Annotated in this window: 6 protein-coding genes; all 6 read left to right on the forward strand. The window is 76.7% G+C overall.

Annotated elements, in window-relative coordinates; genetic code table 11:
* The first annotated feature begins 31 nt into the window (after positions 1–31).
* Genes GCE86_RS06060 through GCE86_RS06085 form a run of 6 tightly spaced genes read left to right on the forward strand, consistent with a single transcriptional unit; the run spans position 32 to position 18916 of the window.
* On the forward strand, positions 32–3493 hold the full coding sequence (locus GCE86_RS06060) for an AMP-binding protein (RefSeq protein WP_154226012.1): 3462 nt from the start codon (positions 32–34) through the stop codon (positions 3491–3493).
* The gene (locus GCE86_RS06065) at positions 3490–6609 is read left to right on the forward strand and encodes a thioesterase domain-containing protein (RefSeq protein WP_154226013.1); all 3120 of its coding nucleotides are present in this window, start codon (positions 3490–3492) and stop codon (positions 6607–6609) included. The genes GCE86_RS06060 and GCE86_RS06065 overlap by 4 nt, the downstream gene beginning before the upstream one ends.
* A complete protein-coding gene (locus GCE86_RS06070) occupies positions 6606–8909 on the forward strand; it encodes a lantibiotic dehydratase (protein WP_154226014.1) in 2304 nt (767 codons plus the stop codon). Before GCE86_RS06065 ends, GCE86_RS06070 begins: the two co-directional genes overlap by 4 nt.
* On the forward strand, positions 8906–12406 hold the full coding sequence (locus GCE86_RS06075; protein ID WP_154226015.1) for a non-ribosomal peptide synthetase: 3501 nt from the start codon (positions 8906–8908) through the stop codon (positions 12404–12406). Before GCE86_RS06070 ends, GCE86_RS06075 begins: the two co-directional genes overlap by 4 nt.
* A 46-nt stretch (positions 12407–12452) precedes the next feature.
* Complete coding sequence (locus GCE86_RS06080) at positions 12453–17936, forward strand: type I polyketide synthase (protein ID WP_154226016.1); 5484 nt, start codon at positions 12453–12455, stop codon at positions 17934–17936.
* Positions 17937–17962: 26 nt separating this feature from the next.
* Positions 17963–18916 carry a TauD/TfdA family dioxygenase gene (locus GCE86_RS06085; RefSeq protein WP_154226017.1) on the forward strand — a complete coding sequence of 318 codons (954 nt, stop codon included), beginning with the start codon at positions 17963–17965 and terminating at the stop codon, positions 18914–18916.
* The last annotated feature ends 1 nt before the right edge of the window (position 18917 follow it).

Below are 18917 nucleotides of genomic sequence, written 5' to 3' on the forward strand. Positions count from 1 at the left end.
GCCGTCGACGGGGAACACACAGCCCGCTGACATGGCACAGCCGATGATCATCAATCGTTTCGGCGAGATCGCGGCGCGTCACGGTGATCGCAAGGCCCTTCTCGGTGAGACCCACGAGGTCGCCTACGCCGAGCTGGCCGCGATGGCCGGTGGACACGCGGCTGCGCTCGTCGCCGCCGGCGTGCGGCCCGGCGACCGGGTCGCCCTGCTCACCGCCCACGGCGCCCCGACCGTCGCGGCGCTGCTCGGCGCCCTCGCCGCGGGCTGCGCGTACGTGCCGCTGGACCCGGGTTTCCCGGTCGACCGGCTGCGCCACATGCTCGCCGCCGCCGGGGTCACCGCCCTGGCCTGCGCAGCCGAGCACCGCGAGCTGGCCCGGGATCTCGCCGACGGGCGGACCGTGCTGCCGCTCGACCGGGTGTCGCCCGCGCCGCTGCGGCCCGTCCCGGTCGACCCGGACGCGCTGGCGTACGTGCTGTTCACCTCCGGCTCGACCGGGGTGCCCAAGGCTGTGGGGCAGACCCACCGCAACCTGGCGCACGTCGTCGACAACCAGATCGCCGCGCTGGGGATCGGCCCGGCCGACCGCCTCAGCCTGCTCGCCTCGTTCAGCTTCGACGCCGCCATCCCCGACCTCTACCCGGCGCTGCTCACCGGCGCCGCGGTGGTGCCGGTGGACCTGCGCCGCCAGGGGCTCGCCCACGCCGTGGCGCAGCTCGACCGGCACCGGGCCACCGTGCTGCACTGCACCCCGACCGTCTACCGCTACCTGCTCGACACCCTCGGCGACCGGCGCCTCGACGCGGTGCGGGTGGTGCTGCTCGGCGGCGAGCAGGCCACGTACGCCGACGCGGCCCGCGGCCGGGACCGGTTCGCTCCCGACTGCCGGCTGGTCAACGGCTACGGCGCCACCGAGATGACCTTCGTGGCCCGGCACGTGCTCCCGCTGTCCACGCTGGACCCGGCCCTCGCCGGCCCGCTGCCGATCGGCACCGCGTTCCCCGGTTACCAGGTCGACCTGGCCCCGGACACCGGCGAGCTGGTGGTCCGCAGCCGGCACCTCGCCCCCGGCTACCTCAACCAGGACAGCGACCGGTTCACCGTGGACGCCGACGGGGTGCGCGCGTACCGCACCGGCGACCTCGGCCGGCGGCTGCCCGGCGGCGAGCTGGTCTGCCTGGGCCGGCTCGACCGGCAGGTCAAGGTGCGCGGGCACCGGGTCGAGCTGACCGAGATCGAGGCCGTGCTCGCCGCCCAGCCCGGCGTCGCCGGGGTACGCGCCATCGCCCGCGACGGCGAGCTGCTGGCGTACGCCCGGCCGGCCGGCGACCGCCCCGACCCGGCCGCGCTGCGCGCCGCGCTCGCCGCCGCGCTGCCCGGGTACGCGCTGCCCCGCGCGGTCGTGGTGCTCGACGAGTTCCCGCTCACCGTCACCGGCAAGGTCGACGAGCGGGCGCTGCCCGACCCCGACGTGCCGGCCGGGGAGGCGCCGGCCACCGACACCGAGCGGGCCGTGCACGACGTCTGGTGCGAGGTGCTCGGCCGGCCGGCGGTGGGCCGCACCGACAGCTTCTTCGATGTCGGCGGGCAGTCCCTGCTGCTGGGCCGGGTGCAGCAGCGGCTCGCCGAGCGGTTCGGCGTGCGCCTGCCGATGCTGCGCCTCTTCGACCACCCGACGGTGGCCGCCCAGGCGGCGCTGCTCGACGCCCCGCCGGAGGCGGTCCGCGCCCCGGTGCTGCCCGCGCCCGTGGCGCCCACCGCGGCGGCCCGCGAGTACACCGGCGACGAGATCGCCGTGGTCGGCCTCGCCGGCCGGTTCCCGGGCGCCCCCGACGTGGACACGTTCTGGTGGAACCTGTGCACGGGCGTCGACTCCATCCACGAGCACACCGACGAGGAGCTGGCCGCCCTGGGCGTCGGGCCGGGGCTGCGCGCGGACCCCCGCCACGTGCGGGCCGTCGGCCGGCTCGACGGGGTCGCCGACTTCGACGCGGAGTTCTTCTCCTTCGCCGCCGACGAGGCCGCCCGGACCGACCCGCAGCACCGGCTCTTCCTGGAGACCGCCTGGGAGGCCCTGGAGGACGCCGGGCACGACCCGGAGCGGTTCCCCGGCCTGGTCGGCGTCTACTCGGCCACCTCCGCCAACCGCTACTTCCTGTTCCACCTCATGGACAACCCGGCCGTGGTCGGCGACGTCGACCCGGACGACTGGGAAGCGCGGCTGATCGGCCGGCAGTTCACCGACCACCTGCCCGGGCAGGTGGCCTACCGGCTCGGGCTCACCGGGCCCGCCCTGGCCGTGCAGAGCGCCTGCTCCAGTTCGCTGGTCGCGGTCTGCCTCGCCGCGCAGAGCCTCGCCGACTACCAGTGCGACCTGGCGCTGGCCGGCGGGGTGACCGTCACGTGGCCCCGGCACCGGCACACCCCCGGCGGGCTGGCCTCCCCGGACGGCCGGTGCCGCGCCTTCGACGAGGGCGCCAACGGCTCCGGCTTCGGCTCGGGCGCCGGGGTGGTCGCGCTGCGCCGGCTCGCCGACGCGCAGGCCGACGGCGACCGGATCTACGCCGTCCTGCCCGGCTGGGCGGTCACCAACGACGGGGCGGACCGCGCCGGCTTCGCCGTGCCCGGGCCCGCCGGGCAGGCCGCCGCCGTGGCCAACGCGCTGGCCACCGCCGAGGTGGCGCCGGGGGAGGTCCGCCTCGTCGAGGGGCACGGCAGCGGCACGCCGCTCGGCGACGCAATCGAGGTCGCCGCGCTGCACGAGGTGTACGCGGGCGCCGCCCCCGCCGAGACCTGCGCGCTCGGGTCCGTGAAGACCAACATCGGCCACCTCGACGCGGCCGCCGGCATCGCCGGGCTCATCAAGGCGGTGCTCGCGGTGCGGCACGGGGTGATCCCGCCGAACCTGTACTTCACCCGCCCGCACCCGGAGATCGACCTGACAGCCGGCCCGTTCTACGTGCCCACCAAGGCGCGGGACTGGCCCGAGGGCCCCCGCCGGGTGGCCGGGGTCAGCGCCTTCGGGCTCGGCGGCACCAACGCGCACGTCGTGGTGGAGCAGCCGCCGCCGGCCGAACCGGCCGACCCACCCGGCGCCGGGCCGTGGCTGCTGCCGGTGTCGGCGCGTACCCCAGCGGCGTTGCGGGCCGCGCTGGCCCGCCTGCGGGCCCACCTGGGCGGCGACGCCCCGGCGTTGCCCGCGGTGGCCGCCACGCTGGCGCTCGGACGGCGGGCCTTCGCCCACCGGGCCGCGGTGGTCGCCACCGACCTGCGGGGCGCGCTGGCCGGCCTGGACGAGCTGCTGGACACCGGCGCCCGGATCGCGGGCGGGGGTGGCCTGCTCCGCGAACTGGCGGCCGACTGGGTCGCCGGGCGGGACGTCGACTGGGACGCCCTGCATCCCGAGGGCACGGTCCGGCGCACCGGGCTGCCCACCTACCCGTTCCAGCGCCAGCGGTACTGGATCGACCCCGTGCAGAAAGGTCCGCGGTGAACTGGTTCGTCTCCGCCGGAAGCCGACCCCAGGCTCCGGTGCGGTTGTTCTGCCTGCCCTACGCCGGTGCCGGCGCCAGCGCGTTCCGGCGCTGGCAGGAGGCGATCGGCCCGGACGTCGAGGTGCTGCCGGTGCAGTTGCCCGGCCGGGAGAACCGGATCAGCGAGGATCCGCGCTTCGACGTCGCCGAGGTGGCCGGGGCCGTCGCGGCCCGGGCCGACCGCCCGTACGCCATCTACGGCCACTCGATGGGCGGCCGGCTCGGCTTCGAGGTGGTCCGCGAGCTGCGCCGGACCGGCGCGCCGCTGCCGCTGCGGCTCTACGTCGGCGGCGCCCGCGCCCCGCACGTCACCGCGCCGGGCCCCTTCGACGGGCTGTCCCGCGCCGGCGACGACGAGCTGCTGCGCCGGCTCGCCGACGGCGGCGGGCTCCCCGCCGAGTTCTTCGACCACCCGGAGCTGGTGGAGCTGCTGCTGCCGCTGCTGCGGGCCGACTTCGGCCGGGTCGACGACTACCGGTACGTGCCCGGCGAGCCGCTGCCGCTGCCGATCGTCGCGTTCCACGGCCGGGACGACCGGGCGGTCAGCCGCGCGCAGCACGCCGCCTGGGCCGAGCACACGGCCGCCGGGTTCACCCTGCACGAGCTGGCCGGCGGCCACTTCTTCCTGCACGACCAGCTCCCCGGGCTGCTCGCGCTGATCCGCGCCGACCTCAGCGGGGCGCTCGGCGCCGCGACCACCCGCACCGGCGCGCCGGCCGCGGGCACGGACCCGGTGCGCACCGCCGGCCGCGGGACCGCCGGCGGTGGGCACCGGGTGCCGCTCGGCGACACCGCCTGGTCGGTGTGGCGTGACGCGATCCTGCGCACCACCGGCTTCCCGGCCGACGGCCTGGACCTGTTCGCCGCGCCCCGGGCCGCCGCGGCGGCCGACGAGCTGCTGGCCACCGGCAGCGGCGAGGACCGGTACGACAAGGAGTTCGACGAGGCGGTCCGCGCCGCCGCGCAGCGGATCAACGAGCTGGCCGAGAATCCGCTGCTGCGCGAGGCGGTCACCTGGCAGAACCGCGGCGCCCTGGTCGCGCTGGACGGGCTGGCCCGGGGCGGCGCCGACGCGGCCCGCAACGTGCGGCGGCGGGACCGCGAGCGGGCGCTGCTCAAGTACTGGCAGCGCTACTGCGGCAAGAACGAGACGGTCGGCTTCTTCGGCCCGAGCTGCTGGGTGACCGTCGACCCCGGCCAGCCGGAGATCGCCCGGATCCGCCCGGGCGCCGGGCTGACCCGCCGGCGCTGGGTCTGGTTCGAGTCCTGGGCGCTCGCCGCGTACGCCGAGCGGATCGGCGCGGACCTGGCCGTGCGCCGGTGGTGGCCGCCGGTGCTGCGCCCGCACCTCGCCGTGCGGGACCGGACCGTGCTGCGCCCCGGCCGGCCGCCGCTGGCGCTGACCCCGGTGGAGGCGGCGCTGCTCGCCGCCGCCGACGGTCACCGTTCCGCCGCCGACCTGGTGGCCGACCCGGCCATCGGGCTGCGCCGCCCCGAGGACGGTTACGCGCTGCTCGACCGGCTGGTCGAGCGGGAGCTGATCAGCTGGGACGCGGCGCTGCCGGTGAGCCCGGACGCCGAGGCGGTGCTGGCGGACCGGATCGCGGCGATCGGCGACGAGGCCGCCCGGGGCGCCGCGCAGACGGGGTTCGACCGGCTGCGCGCCGCCCGGGACGCGGTGGCCGAGGCGGCCGGCGACCCGGTGCTGCTGCGGCCCGCCCTGGACGCCCTCGACGCCACCTTCACCGAGCTGACCGGGGTCCCGGCCGTGCGCCGGGCCGGCCAAATGTACGCGGGCCGGACCATCTGCTACGAGGACACCGCCCGCGACCTGGACGTGGTCTTCGGCGCGCCGCTGCTGGCCGAGCTGGCCGCCCCGCTGGACGTGCTGCTGCGCGCCGCCCGGTGGATGGCGAACGCCCTCGCCGAGGCGTACGACGACGTGTTCCGGGGGCTCTACGAGGAGCTGCGCGCCGAGACCGGCGACGGTCCCGTGGCGCTGGCCGACCTGTGGTTCCTGGCTCAGGGCCTGTTCTGGGGCGGGGGCGAGCGGCCGGTCGACGCGGTCGCCGCCGACTTCGCCGCCCGCTGGGCCGGGCTGTTCGGGCTGGACGCGCTGCCACCGGGCGCCACCGACGTGCGGCTGCGCGTGGCCGACCTGGCCGACCGGGTCGACGCGGTCTTCCCGGGCGCCCGGGCGACCTGGTCCAACGCCGTCATGCACAGTCCCGACCTGCAGATCTGCGCCCCCGACGCGGCGGCGCTGGCCCGGGGCGACTTCACCGTGGTGCTCGGCGAGCTGCACGCCGCCTGGTCCTCGTTCGACTGCGCGGTCTTCACCCCCTCCCATCCGGAGGTGGAGCGGCTGCGCGCCGCGCTGGCCGAGGACATGGGCGAGCGCCGGGTGCGGCTGCTCTTCCCCAGCGAGTGGCCGCGCCGGACCAGCCGCACCTCCGAGTCGCTGACCGGGCCCACCGACCGGCACCTGGCCTTCCAGGACGCGCCGGGCGGGGAGCCGGGCCGGGTGCTGCCCACCGTGGACCTCACCGTCGGCGAGGTCGACGGCCGGCTCGTCGCCACCGCCTCCGACGGGCAGCGGTGGCCGCTCACCGAGGTCTTCGCCGAGCTGCTCAGCGCGCACGCGGTCGACGGCTTCAAGCTGGTCGCCGCCGCGCCGTACACGCCCCGGATCACCCTCGACCGGCTGGTGGTGGCCCGGCAGACCTGGCGGACCACCGTGGGGGAGAGCGGCCTGGCGTCGGCCACCGGCGAGCGGCGGCGCTTCCTGGCCGTACGGGACTGGCGACGCCGGCTCGGCGTGCCCGAGCAGGTCTACGTCAAGCTCGGCACCGAGACCAAGCCGTGCTTCGTGGACCTGTCCAGCCCGGCCTTCGCCAACATGTTCTGCGCCATGGTCCGGGCCGCCCGGGTCGACGGCGGCGACGGGGTCTCGCTCACCGTCAGCGAGATGCTCCCGACCAGCGACCAGGCCTGGGTGCCCGACGGCGCCGGCCGCCGCTACTTCAGCGAGCTGCGCCTGCACATCGTGGACACCCAGGGGACGGAGAACCGATGAGCCACCTGCTGCCGCTGGGGGAGACCGGCTGGTCGGTCTGGCGGGACACGGTGGTGCGGACGGCCGGATTCCCGGCCGCCGGGCTGGACCGGTTCGCCGCCCCGGAGGCCGCCGCCGCGGCCGACGCCCTGCTCGCCGGGGAGGGCGCCCGCGAGGTCTTCGAGAAGGCGCTGGAGGAGGCGGCCACCGAGAGTTCCGCGGCGGCGCTCGACGTGGCCGCCGACCCGCTGCTGCGCGAGGCGGTCACCTGGCAGAACCCCGACATGCTCGTCGCCCTCGACGGGTTGCTGCGCACCGACCCGGCGGTCCGCAACAGCCGGCGCCGCAAGCGGGAGATGGGCCTGCTGCGGTACTGGCAGCGGTACTGCGGCAAGGCCGAGACCATCGGGTTCTTCGGGCCGGTCTGCTGGGGCACCCTCGAACCGGAGACCGCCACCTCCCGGGTCGCCCCCGGCGCGGGCCTGGTCCGCCGCCGCCGGGTCCACTTCGAGGCGTGGGCGCTGGCCGCGTACGCCGACCGGCTCGGCGCCGACCTGGCGGTGCGCCGCTGGTGGCCGCCGGCCCGGCCGCCGCACCTGACCGTGGCCGGGAACACGCTGCACCGGCCGCTGCACCCGCCGGTCGAGCTGTCCCCGGTGGAGGCCCGGCTGCTCGCCGCCGCCGACGGCCGCACCCCGGCCACCGAGCTGGTCGAGCGCTTCCGGGCGGCCGGCGACCTGCGGTCGGCCGACGACGGCTACCTGCTGCTCGACCGCCTCGTCGAGCGGGGCCTGCTCGCCTGGGACGCCGCCCTGCCCACCAGCCCGGCGGCGGAGCGGGTGCTGGCCGGGCGGCTCGCCGCGATCGGTGACCCGGCCGCCCGGGCGGCGGCCGAGGCGGGCCTGGACCGGCTCCGCGCGGCCCGCGACGCGGTGGCCGCCGCGGCCGGCGACCCGGACCGGCTCGGCGCCGCGCTGGCCGCGCTGAACAGCGAGTTCACGGCGGTCACCGGGACCGCCGTGACCCGGCACGCCGGCCAGATGTACGCCGGCCGCACGCTGGTCTACGAGGAGACCGACCGCGACCTGGACGTCCGGGTGGGCGCGGCGGTGCGCGAGGCACTGGCCGACCCGCTCGCCGTGGTGCTGACCGCGGCCCGCTGGCTGACCGCCGAGGTCGGCGCGGCGTGCACGGCGGTCGTCGCCGACCTGCACGCCGAACTGGCCGAGGACGGCCCGGTCCGGCTCGCCGACGTGTGGGCGCCCGCCCAGGGGCTGCTGCTCGCCCCGGACGGTCCGCTCCAGCGCGCCGCCGCCGGGCTGACCGCCCGCTGGCGGGAGCTGTTCGGGCTGGCCGACCTGCCGCCCGGGCAGGCCGAGCTGACCCTGCGCAGCGCCGACCTGGCCGCCCGGGCCGCGGAACTCTTCAGCTGCGACGGTCCCGGCTGGCCGTCCGCCCGCATCCACAGCCCCGACGTGCAGATCGCCGCCGCCGACCTCGACGCGCTCAACCGGGGCGAGTTCCTGCTGGTCCTCGGCGAGCTGCACCCGGGCCTGAGCACCTTCGACAGCGCCGTGCTCACCCCGTTCCACCCGGACCCGGCGGTGCTGCGCGCCGGCTTCGACGCCGACCTCGGGCCGGTCCGGCTCCGGGTGGTCTACCCGGCCAACTACCCGCGCCTGACCACCCGGACCACCTGGGAGCTGACCGGCCCGCAGGACCGGCAGATCGGCATCGACACCGCCCGGGGCGCCGACCTCGACCGCCTCGTCCCGGCCACCGACGTGCGGATCGAGCGTGCCGGCGCCGCCTTCGACGCGGTCTTCCCCGACGGGCGGCGGTGGCCGCTCACCGAGGTGTTCGGCAACCTGTTCGCCGCGCTGCTGCTGGACAGCTTCAAGCTGCTCGACCCGGCCCCGCACATGCCCCGCATCACCATCGACCGGCTGGTCGTGGCCCGGCGCACCTGGCGCACCACGGTCGGGGAGTCCGGCCTGGCCGGTACGACCGGTGACGCCGAGCGCTACCTCGCGGTGCGCCGCCTGCGGCAGCGGCTCGACCTGCCCGAGCGGGTCTTCGTGAAGATCGGCACCGAGGTCAAGCCCTGCTACGTGGACCTGACCGGCCCGCTGCACGCCCGGTCGCTCTGCGCCATGGTCGACGCCGCCGCCCGCACCGGCCCCGACGTCTCCGTGGTGGTCACCGAACTGCTGCCCGACCCGGCCCGGTCGTGGATCACCGACGCGCAGGGCCGCGGCTACGTCAACGAACTCCGCCTCCAGATCACCGACCCAGCCGAGCACCGGGGAGACCACGGGTGACCGACATCCTGACCGTCAGCGCCGCGTACGGGGCGGACCTGCCCTGGCCCGACGCCACCCTGGCCGACCTGATCGCCGCGCAGGCCGCCCGCACCGCCGACGCCGTGGCGGTGCGCCAGTGGGACACCCGGCTGACCTACCGGCAGCTCGTCGACCGGGCCGCCGGGGTGGCCGCCGCCCTGCGCGAGCGCGGCGTCGTCCCCGGTGACCGGGTCGGGGTCTGCGGCGCGCGTACCCCCGACCTGGTGGTGACCGTGGTCGGTGTGCTGCTGGCCGGCGCCGCGTACGTGCCACTGGAGCCGGGCGGCCCGCGCGAGCGGCTGCGCGAGATCGCCCGGGACGCCGGGGTCCGGGTGGTCGTCGGCGACGCCGCGGCGGCCGAGTTCGGCGACGAGCCCGGCGTCGAGACGGTCGGGCTGCCCGGCCCGGCCCCCCTCGTCCCCTGCCCGGCGCGTCCCGGCGACCCGGCGTACGTGCTGTTCACCTCCGGCTCCACCGGGCGGCCCAAGGGGGTGCTCACCACCCACCGCAACGCCGTCGAGTTCGTCACCGGCGTCGTGGCGCTGACCGGCGCCGACGCCTCGGTACGCAGCCTGGGGATCGCCTCGCTCGGCTTCGACGCGGCCACCATGGACCTGTTCGTGCCCCTGCTGCTCGGCGGCGCGGTGCAGCTGCTGGGCGCCGACGACCGCACCGACCCGGTGCGGCTGGCCCGGTTCCTCGCCGTACACGAGGTGACCTGGGGCTTCATCACCCCGACCGTGCTCGCCCTGCTCGACCCGGCGGAGCTGCCGACCTGGCGGGTGCTGCTCTGCGGCGGCGAGGCGGTCCCGGCCGCGCTGGTCGCCCGCTGGGCCCCCGGCCGGCGCTTCCTCAACGGCTACGGCCCCACCGAGACCACGGTGCTGGCGGTCAGCGGCGACCTCACCCCCGCCGACACCGACCCGGTGCCGATCGGCCGGCCCCTGCCCAACCACCGGGCGTACGTGGTGGACGCCGACCTGCGCCCGGTGCCGCCGGGCGAGACCGGCGAGCTGCTGATCGGCGGGCCCGGCCTGGCGGACGGCTACCTCAACCGGCCCGGGCTCACCGCCGAGCGGTTCGTCCCCGACCCGTTCGGCGACCGGCCCGGGGAGCGGCTCTACCGCACCGGCGACCTGGTGCGGCAGGCGCCCGACGGCCGGATCGTCTACCTGGGCCGGGCCGACCGGCAGGTGAAGGTGCGCGGCCAGCGGATCGAGCTGGGCGAGGTCGAGGCCGTGCTGGCCGGGCACCCCGGCGTCGACCGGGTCGCCGTGGAGGCGGCGCCCGGCCCGGCCGGCACCGAGCTGGTCGCCTTCCTCACCCCCGCGGACGCGCCCGGCGACGAGGCGCTGCGGGCGTACGCCGGGCCCCGGCTGACCACCGCGATGCTGCCGGCCCGGACGGTGCGGCTGGCCGCGCTGCCGGTCAGCCCGACCAGCGGCAAGCTGGACCGGGCGGCGCTGCGCGCGCTCGCCGCGGCCGCACCCGAGGCGGCCGAGGAGACCGACGGCGGCGACCCGGTGGAGGCGGCGGTCCGGCGGCTCTGGACCCGGCTGCTCGGCGCGAACCCCGGCCCGGACAGCGACTTCCTGGCCGCCGGCGGCAACTCCATCGCCGCCATGCGGCTGGTCGCCGCGCTCCGCGCCGAGCTGGGCCGGCGGGTCGACACGCGGGTGCTGTTCACCGACCGGACCTTCGCGGCGCTGGTCGACCGGGTACGCGCCGCCGACCCCGCCGACGGCGACGCGCTGACCACCGGCAACCCGCCCACCCTCTCCCCGCCGCAGCGGCGGCTCTGGTTCATGGACCAGCTCGCCCCGTCCAGCGCGCCCTACAACATCGCGGTGGCGCACCGCCTGCACGGGCCGCTGGACACCGCCGCGCTGGGCGCCGCGCTGCGGGCCGTGGCCGAGCGGCACGACGTGCTGCGCTGGCGGATCCCGCAGACCGGCGGGGTGCCGTACGCGGTCCGCGAGGAGCCGACCGACGTGGCCGTGCCGGTGGTCGACCTGACCGGCGCCGCCGACGCCGAGGCGGAACTGGCCACCATGCTCGCGGCCGGCGCGGGGCACACGTTCGACCTGGCCACCGGGCCGCCCTGGCAGGTGACCGTCTACCGCCTCGCCCCCGACATCCACGTGCTCGCGATCACCCTGCACCACGCGGTCTTCGACGGCTGGTCCGAGGCGCTGCTCTACGACGAGCTGGCCGCCGCGTACGCCCGGGTGGTCGCCGGTGCGCCTCCGGCCGGGCCGCCGCTGCAGGCCACGTACGCCGACTACGCGGTCTGGCGGGCGGAGCGGGACCGCCGCCGCGGCGCGGCCGACCTGGCCTGGTGGACCGACCACCTGGCGGGCGCCCCGACCGTGCTGGACCTGCCGCGCGACCGCCCCCGCCCGGCGGTGCAGACCTACGCCGGCGTGGAGGCCGCCGTGCGGCTCACCGAGGCCGCCGACCGGGCGGTGCGCGACCTGGCCGCCCGGCGCGGCACCACCGTGGCGGCCGTGCTGCTGGCCGGCTTCGGCGAGCTGCTGCACCGGCTCACCGGCGCCGACGACCACGTGCTCGGCGCGATCGTCGCCGACCGGCGGCTGGCCGCCTTCGACGACGTCATCGGCTTCTTCATCGACACGGTGCCGGTGCGGGTCCGCACCGGCGGGGCGAGCTTCGCCGAGCTGGTCGACCGGTGCGCCGCCGAGCTGCACGCCGTCACCGAGCACCCGGGCGCGCCGCTGGAACGGATCGTCGAGGCGCTCGGCGTCGGCCGGGACACGTCCCGCGCCCCGCTCGTGCAGGTGCTGTTCAACGTGCTCAACTTCGTCCCGCCCCGGCTCGCGCTGACCGGCCTGACGGTCGAGCCGGCGCCGGTGCCGAAGCCCGGCTCGCCGTTCGACATCACCGTCTACGTGGTGGAACGCGACGGCCGGGCCGGGGTCGAGGTGGTGCACAACCCGGACCTGTTCGACGCCGCCCGGATCGAGGCGCTCCTGGCCGACCTGGCCGACCTGGTCGGCGCCCTCGCGGCCGACCCGGACGCGCCCACCGACCGGGTCGCCCCCGAGCTGCCGCGCCCGGCGGTACGGGTGGCGGCGCTCGGCGCCATGACCGTGGCCGCCGCCGAACCGGCCCGGGCCCCGCTGCCCACCGGGCCGGACGCGCTCACCGCCACCGAGGAGCTGATCGCCGGCATCTGGCGGGACGTCCTCGGCCGGGACCGGGTCGGCGTCGCCGACAACTTCTTCGACATCGGCGGCCACTCGATGGCCCTCGCCGCGGTGCACGCCCGGCTAACCGAGGCCACCGGCCGCTCCCTCACCATGCTCGACCTGTTCCGCCACCCCACCGTGCGGGCCCTCGCCGCCAGCCTCGACGGCGCCGCCGACCGGCCGGAACTGGCCCGCGCCGCGCTGCGCGCGGCCGCCCGGCGTGGCCGGGCCCGCCGTACCCCACCCCGACGACCGAACCAGCCGTGACGCCGTAACCCCTCCCCGACGCACCGCGTGAGCTAAGGACAACCCGATGCAGAACGACATTCCCACCACCGACGACGGCATCGAACCGATCGCGATCGTCGGGCTCGCCGCCCGCCTACCCGGCGCGGGCGACGTCGACGAGTTCTGGCGCAACCTGGTCGACGGCGTCGAGTCGGTGACCGAGCTGACCCGCGAGGAGCAGATCGCCCGCGGCGCCACCCCAGAGGAGGTCGACGACCCCGGCTGGGTGAACCGCGCCCCGCTGGTCGACGGCTACGACGAGTTCGACGCCGGCCTGTTCGGGATGACCGCCCGCGAGGCCGAGATCACCGACCCGCAGCACCGCCTCTTCCTGGAGACCTGCTACACGGCCCTGCAGGACGCCGGCTACGACCCGGCCCGCTACGACGGCGCGGTCGGCGTCTACGCCGGCACCGGCGGCAACACCTACCTGCACCGCAACGTGCTGCGCAACAAGCGGGTCGGCGGCAGCCCGCACGGCGCCGTCTCGCTGGCCACCGGCAACTCGCCGAACTACGTGGCCACCAACGTCTCCTACCGCCTCGACCTGCGCGGCCCCAGCCTGACCGTGCACACCGCCTGCTCCACCTCGCTGGTGGCGTTCCACCTGGCCTGTGAGGCGCTGCGCAACGGCGAGTGCGACATGGCCCTGGCCGGCGGGGTCAACATCGAGCTGCCGCACATCGGCTACCTCGGCATGGACGGCTTCACCTCCCCGGACGGCCGCTGCCGCCCGTTCGACGCCGGAGCCAACGGCACGGTCTGGGGCAGCGGCGTCGGGGTCACCCTGCTCAAGCGCCTCTCCGACGCGATCGCCGACGGCGACACCATCCGTGCCGTGGTGCTCGGCAACGCCATCAACAACGACGGCGCCGGCAAGGTCGGCTTCACGGCCCCCAGCATCGACGGGCAGATGGAGGCGGTCGCCCAGGCGGTCGGCCTGGCCGGCATCGACCCGCGCACCATCAGCTACGTCGAGGCGCACGGCACCGGCACGGCGCTCGGCGACCCGATCGAGATCGCCGCCCTCTCGGCGGTGTACACGAAGGACACCGAGGACCGGGGCTGGTGCGGCATCGGCTCGGTGAAGTCCAACATCGGCCATCTCAGCCAGCCCTCCGGCATCGTCAGCGTCATCAAGACGGTGCTGGCCATGGAGCACGGCCTGATCCCGCCGACGATCAACTACGAGACCCCGAACCCGGGCATCGACTTCGCCGACACCCCCTTCTACGTGGCGAACACGCTGACCAAGTGGGACACCGACGGCGGTCCCCGGCGTGCCGGGGTCAGCTCGTTCGGCATCGGCGGCACCAACGCGCACGTGGTGCTGGAGGAGGCGCCGGCCGGGTACCGGACCGAGCGGCGGGTCCGCCCCGCGCACCTGCTCCAGGTCTCGGCGAAGACCCCGACCGCGCTGGACACCGCGGTCAAGCGCCTCGCCGACCACCTGGAACATGGCAGCGGAGGCGGCGCCGACCTGTTCGGGGCCGCCGGAGGCGGCGCGGGGCTGCTCGCCGACGTCGCACACACGCTGCGGGTCGGCCGCCAGCAGTACGCGCACCGCGCCGCCGTCGTCGCCGGCGACCTGCCGTCCGCGGCGGCCGCCCTGCGCGACAAGCGCAAGGCGCACCGGGGCGCCGTCGACGGCCCCGCCCCGCGGGTGGCCTTCCTGTTCAGCGGCCAGGGCTCCCAGTACGCCGGCATGGGCGCCGAGCTGTACGCCGAGGACCCGGTGTTCGCGGCCGCCGTGGACGAGTGCGCCGAGCTGCTCCGCCCCGAGCTGGGCCTGGACATCCGGGACCTGATCCTCGGCCGCGACCCGGAGGCGGGGGAGAAGCTCACCGAGACCCGCTACACCCAGCCCGCCCTGTTCACCGTCGAGTACGCCCTCGCCACCGCCTGGCAGCGGGCCGGGGTCGCCCCGGCCGCGATGCTGGGCCACTCCATCGGCGAGTACGTGGCCGCCACCGTGGCCGGCGTGCTCACCCTCCCCGACGCGCTGCGGGTGGTGGCCGCCCGCGGCCGGCTCATGCACTCGCTGCCGGCCGGTTCGATGCTCGCCGTGACGCTGGACGAGTCGGCCGTCGCCGACCGGCTGCCCGAGGGCCTGTCGGTGGCCACCGTCAACGGCCCGGGCACCTGCGTGGTCGCCGGCGAGACCGCGCTGGTCGAGCAGTTCGCCGCGGGCCTGGGCGGGAAGAACAAGTCCAAGCTGCTGCGCACCTCGCACGCCTTCCACTCGCCGATGATGGACCCGATCCTCGACGAGTTCACCGCGCTCATGGCGAGCGTGCCGCTGCGCCCGCCGGCCGTCCCGTTCCTGTCCAACGTGACCGGCACCTGGATCACCGACGCCCAGGCCACCGACCCCGCGTACTGGGCCGCGCACCTGCGCCGGCCGGTCCGCTTCGGCGACTGCGTGGCCACGCTGCTGGCCGAGGGCACCTGGGCGCTGGTCGAGTGCGGCCCGGGCCGCCAGCTCGCCAACCTGGCCCGGATGCAGGTCGCCAAGGCCTCCGAGGCGCAGCGGAAGCTGACCCCGCTGGCCAGCCTGCCCGGGCCGGGCGAGAACACCGGCGACCTGGCCACCCTGCTCGGCAGCGCCGGCGCGCTCTGGTGCGCCGGGGTGCCGGTCACCCTGGCCGCCGACCCCGACGCCCGGCGGGTGCCGCTGCCCACCTACCCGTTCGAGCGGCGCCGCTACTGGGTCGACCCCGACCCGGTGGAGCATGCTGCGGCCCCGGTCGAGACCGGCCCCCGGCCGCTGCCGGAGTGGTTCGCGGTGCCGGTGTGGCGGCAGGCCGCCCCGGCGCGGACGGTCGACCCGCTGGGCCGATGCCTCGTGCTGGCCGACGGCCCGCGCGGGGACGCGCTCGTCGCGGCGTTGCGCGCCGCCGGCGACGACCCCGTCGAGGTACGCGCCGGCGACGCCTTCGCCGCCACGGCCACCGGCTTCCGGCTGCGCCCCGGCGTCCGCGAGGACCACGAGGCGCTGGTCGCCGCGCTCGGCGCCGACCTGCCCCGCCGCATCGTGCACGCGTACGCCCTCGACGGCGAGCCGGCCGGCACCGACATCGCCGCGGCCTGGGCCGCCCAGGATCGGGGCTTCTTCAGCGCGCTGCACCTGGTGCAGGCGCTCGCCGGCGCCGGCCTGACCGCCGACGAGGCAGGCGTCCGCCTCGACCTGGTCACCGCCGGCATCGGCGACGTGCGCGGCGACGACCTGGTCCGGCCCGAGCACGCCACCCTGGCGGGCCTGGCCCGGGTGCTCCCGGTGGAGCTGCCCGGGCTCACCGTCCGGCTGGTCGACGCGGACACCGCCGCGCGCGGGGTCGCCGCGCTCGTGGCCGAGCTGCGCGCCCCGGCCGACCCGGAGCACCCGGAGGTGGCGCTGCGCCGCGACCGGCGCTGGGTGGCCGGCTACGAGCAGGTCACCGTGGACGCCGAGGGCGAGCCGGGCGTGCTGCGCGAGGAAGGCCGCTACCTGATCACCGGTGGCCTCGGCGGCATCGGCGTCACCCTGGCCGAGGACTTCGCCCGCCGGGCCCGCGCCAAGCTGGTGCTGCTGGCCCGTTCGGGCCTGCCCGAGCGGGACCGCTGGGACGAGCACCTGGCCGTGCACGGCGGCGCCGACCGCGCCGGCCGGGCCGTCGCGGCGATCCGCCGGATGGAGGCCGCCGGGGCCGAGGTGCTGGTGCTCGCCGCCGACGTCACCGACCCGGACGACCTGCGCCGCGTCCGCGAGGCCGCCGAGACGCGGTTCGGCGGGCTGGACGGCATCGTGCACGCCGCCGGCCTGCCCGGCGGTGGCATGGCCGAGATCAAGGACCGGGCCGAGGCCGAGCGGGTGCTCGCCCCGAAGCTCGCCGGCACCCTCGCCCTGGCCCAGGTGTTCGGCGACCTGCCGCTGGACTTCGTGGCGCTCTGCTCCTCGATCACCGCGGTGATCGGCGGGTTCGGCCAGGTCGACTACTGCGCGGCGAACAACTTCCTGGACGCCTGGGCGCGGGCCGGCACCGGCTTCCGCGCCCCCGTGGTGTCCCAGAACTGGGGCGGCTGGGCCGAGGTCGGCATGGCCGTGGAGACGAACGCCCCGGCCGCCTTCCGGGCCGCCGGACGGGACACCGTCACCGCCCCGGTGGACCACCCCGTGCTCACCACCCGGGTGACCGGCCCGGACGGCACCGTGCTGCACGGCCTGGTGTCGGCCAGCACCCACTGGCTGCTCGACGAGCACCGGATCGGCGGGGTGCCGGTGGTGCCCGGCACCGCCCACCTGGAGTCGGTGCGGGCCGCGGTGACCGCCGCGCTGCCCGCCCCGGCGCCGGACGCCGCAGTGGAGCTGCGGGACGTGGTCTTCCTGGAGCCGTTCTCGGTGCCGGACGGCACGGTCGCCCAGTACCGGGTGGAGCTCACCCCCACCGAGGACGGGGTCGACTTCACCGTGGCCAGCCTGGCCGCCGGCCGGCTCCGCACCCACGTGCGCGGCGCCGCCGGCTGGACCACCGAGGCCGCCCCGCCGGCCGGGACGCCCACCGTCGCGGGCCGCCGGGTCGACGACGACGCCTCGTTCGGCCGGGGCCGCACCAGCATGCTCACCTTCGGCCCCCGCTGGGCCGCCCTGGCCGAGCACCACCTGGCCGAGGGGGAGGAGCTGGCCCGGGTCGAGGCGCCTGCCGCCGCGCTGGGCGACCTGCCCTCGTGGGGGCTGCACCCCGCGTTGCTGGACGTGGCCACCGCGTTCGGCCGCGGCCAGGGCTCCGGCACCTACCTGCCGCTGTCGTACGGGCGGATCGTGGTACGCGGGCCGCTGCCGGCCACCTTCCACAGCCACCTGCGGCACCGGCCCAGCGCCACCGAGGAGGTGGTGGCGGCCGACCTGTCGCTGCGGGACACCGACGGCCGGGAACTGGTCGCCGTGAGCGACTTCGTGCTGCGCAAGGTGGACCAGGGCGCCGTCACCGGTGGCCTCGCCGACGCCCCGGCCGCCGCCGCCCCGGCACCGGTCACCGAGGACATCCGGCCGGTCGACGGCGCCGAGGCGTTCCGCCGCAGCCTCACCGCCGGCCTGGGCGCCCAGGTGGTCATCGCCACCCGCACCGTCGCCGACATCCGGCGCCGGTCGGCGCGGGTGACCACGGACAGCCTGGAGGCGGAGACCGACGCCCCCGCCACCTCGGGGGCCGGCACGGGCGGCGGCTCGGCGACCCCCTCGACCGAGCTGGAGAAGACGATCGCCCAGGTGTGGCGCGACGGCCTCGGCGTGACCGAGGTCGGCGTGGACGACGACTTCTTCGCCCTCGGTGGCAACTCGCTGGTCGCGGTGCAGCTGATCGCCGCGATGCGCAAGGCCACCGGGGTGCGGCTGCCCATGCGCAGCCTCTTCGAGACCCCCACGGTCGCCGGGCTGGCCGCCCGGATCGAGGAGCTGCGGGCCAGCCAGCCCGCCGACGAACCGGCCGCGCCGGCGGCGATCCCGGCCATCCCGCGGCTGCCCCGCGCCTGACCACGAGATCAAGGAGACACCGCATCATGAGCGACACGATCGCCACGCTCCCGGTGGTCGTCGAGAACGACGGCCGGGCCCTGACCGACCTGATCGCGGCGCGGCGCGCCGAGCTGCGGGCCACCCTCGTCGAGCACGGCGGGCTGCTGTTCCGCGGCTTCGACGTCGGCGGGGTGGACGGCTTCGACGGGGTGGTCCGCGCCCTGTCCGGTGAGCCGCTGACCTACACGGAGCGTTCCTCGCCCCGGCATTCCATCAAGGGCCGGGTCTACACCTCGACCGACTACCCTCCGGACGAGGAGATCTTCCTGCACAACGAGAACTCGTACCAGGCGCGCTGGCCGCTGACCCTGTTCTTCTACTGCATCACCGCGCCGGAGACGCAGGGCGCCACCCCGCTGGCCGACGTCCGCCGGGTCCACGACCTGATCGACCCTGCGGTGCGCGAGGAGTTCGTGCGGCGGCGCTGGATGCTGGTGCGCAACTTCCACGGCGACTTCGGCACCCGCTGGCAGGAGGTGTTCAACACCGAGAACCGGTCCGACGTCGAGGCGTACGCGGCGGCCAACGGGATCACCGTGGAGTGGGTCGGGAAGGACGGCCTGCGCACCCGGGCGGTGCGGGACGTGGTGCACCACCGGCCCGGCTCGGACACCCCGCGCTGGTTCAACCACGCCACGTTCTTCCACGTGAGCACCCTGCCGAAGGACTACCAGGAGGGGCTGCTCGCCATGTTCGGCGCCGACGGGCTGCCGTCGAACACCTACTACGGCGACGGCGGCGAGATCCCCGCCGACGTCATGGACCACCTCCGCGCCGCCTACCGGGCGGCCACCGTCCGCTTCGACTACCAGCGCGACGACGTGCTGGTGGTCGACAACATGACCGCCGCGCACGGCCGGGAGCCGTTCACCGGCCCCCGGAAGATCGCCGTGGCGATGGCCGAGCCGCACACCCCCGACACCCCTGGAGCGAACTGAG

The organism is Micromonospora terminaliae (assembly GCF_009671205.1).
GTDB classification, from domain to species: Bacteria; Actinomycetota; Actinomycetes; order Mycobacteriales; family Micromonosporaceae; genus Micromonospora; species Micromonospora terminaliae.

Excerpts from the sequence above, each read along its gene's own strand:
- GCE86_RS06060 (WP_154226012.1), top strand. The coding sequence starts at position 32 with ATGGCACAGCCGATGATCATCAATCGTTTCGGCGAGATCGCGGCGCGT.
- GCE86_RS06070 (WP_154226014.1), top strand. The coding sequence starts at position 6,606 with ATGAGCCACCTGCTGCCGCTGGGGGAGACCGGCTGGTCGGTCTGGCGG.
- GCE86_RS06085 (WP_154226017.1), top strand. The coding sequence starts at position 17,963 with ATGAGCGACACGATCGCCACGCTCCCGGTGGTCGTCGAGAACGACGGC.
- GCE86_RS06080 (WP_154226016.1), top strand. The coding sequence starts at position 12,453 with ATGCAGAACGACATTCCCACCACCGACGACGGCATCGAACCGATCGCG.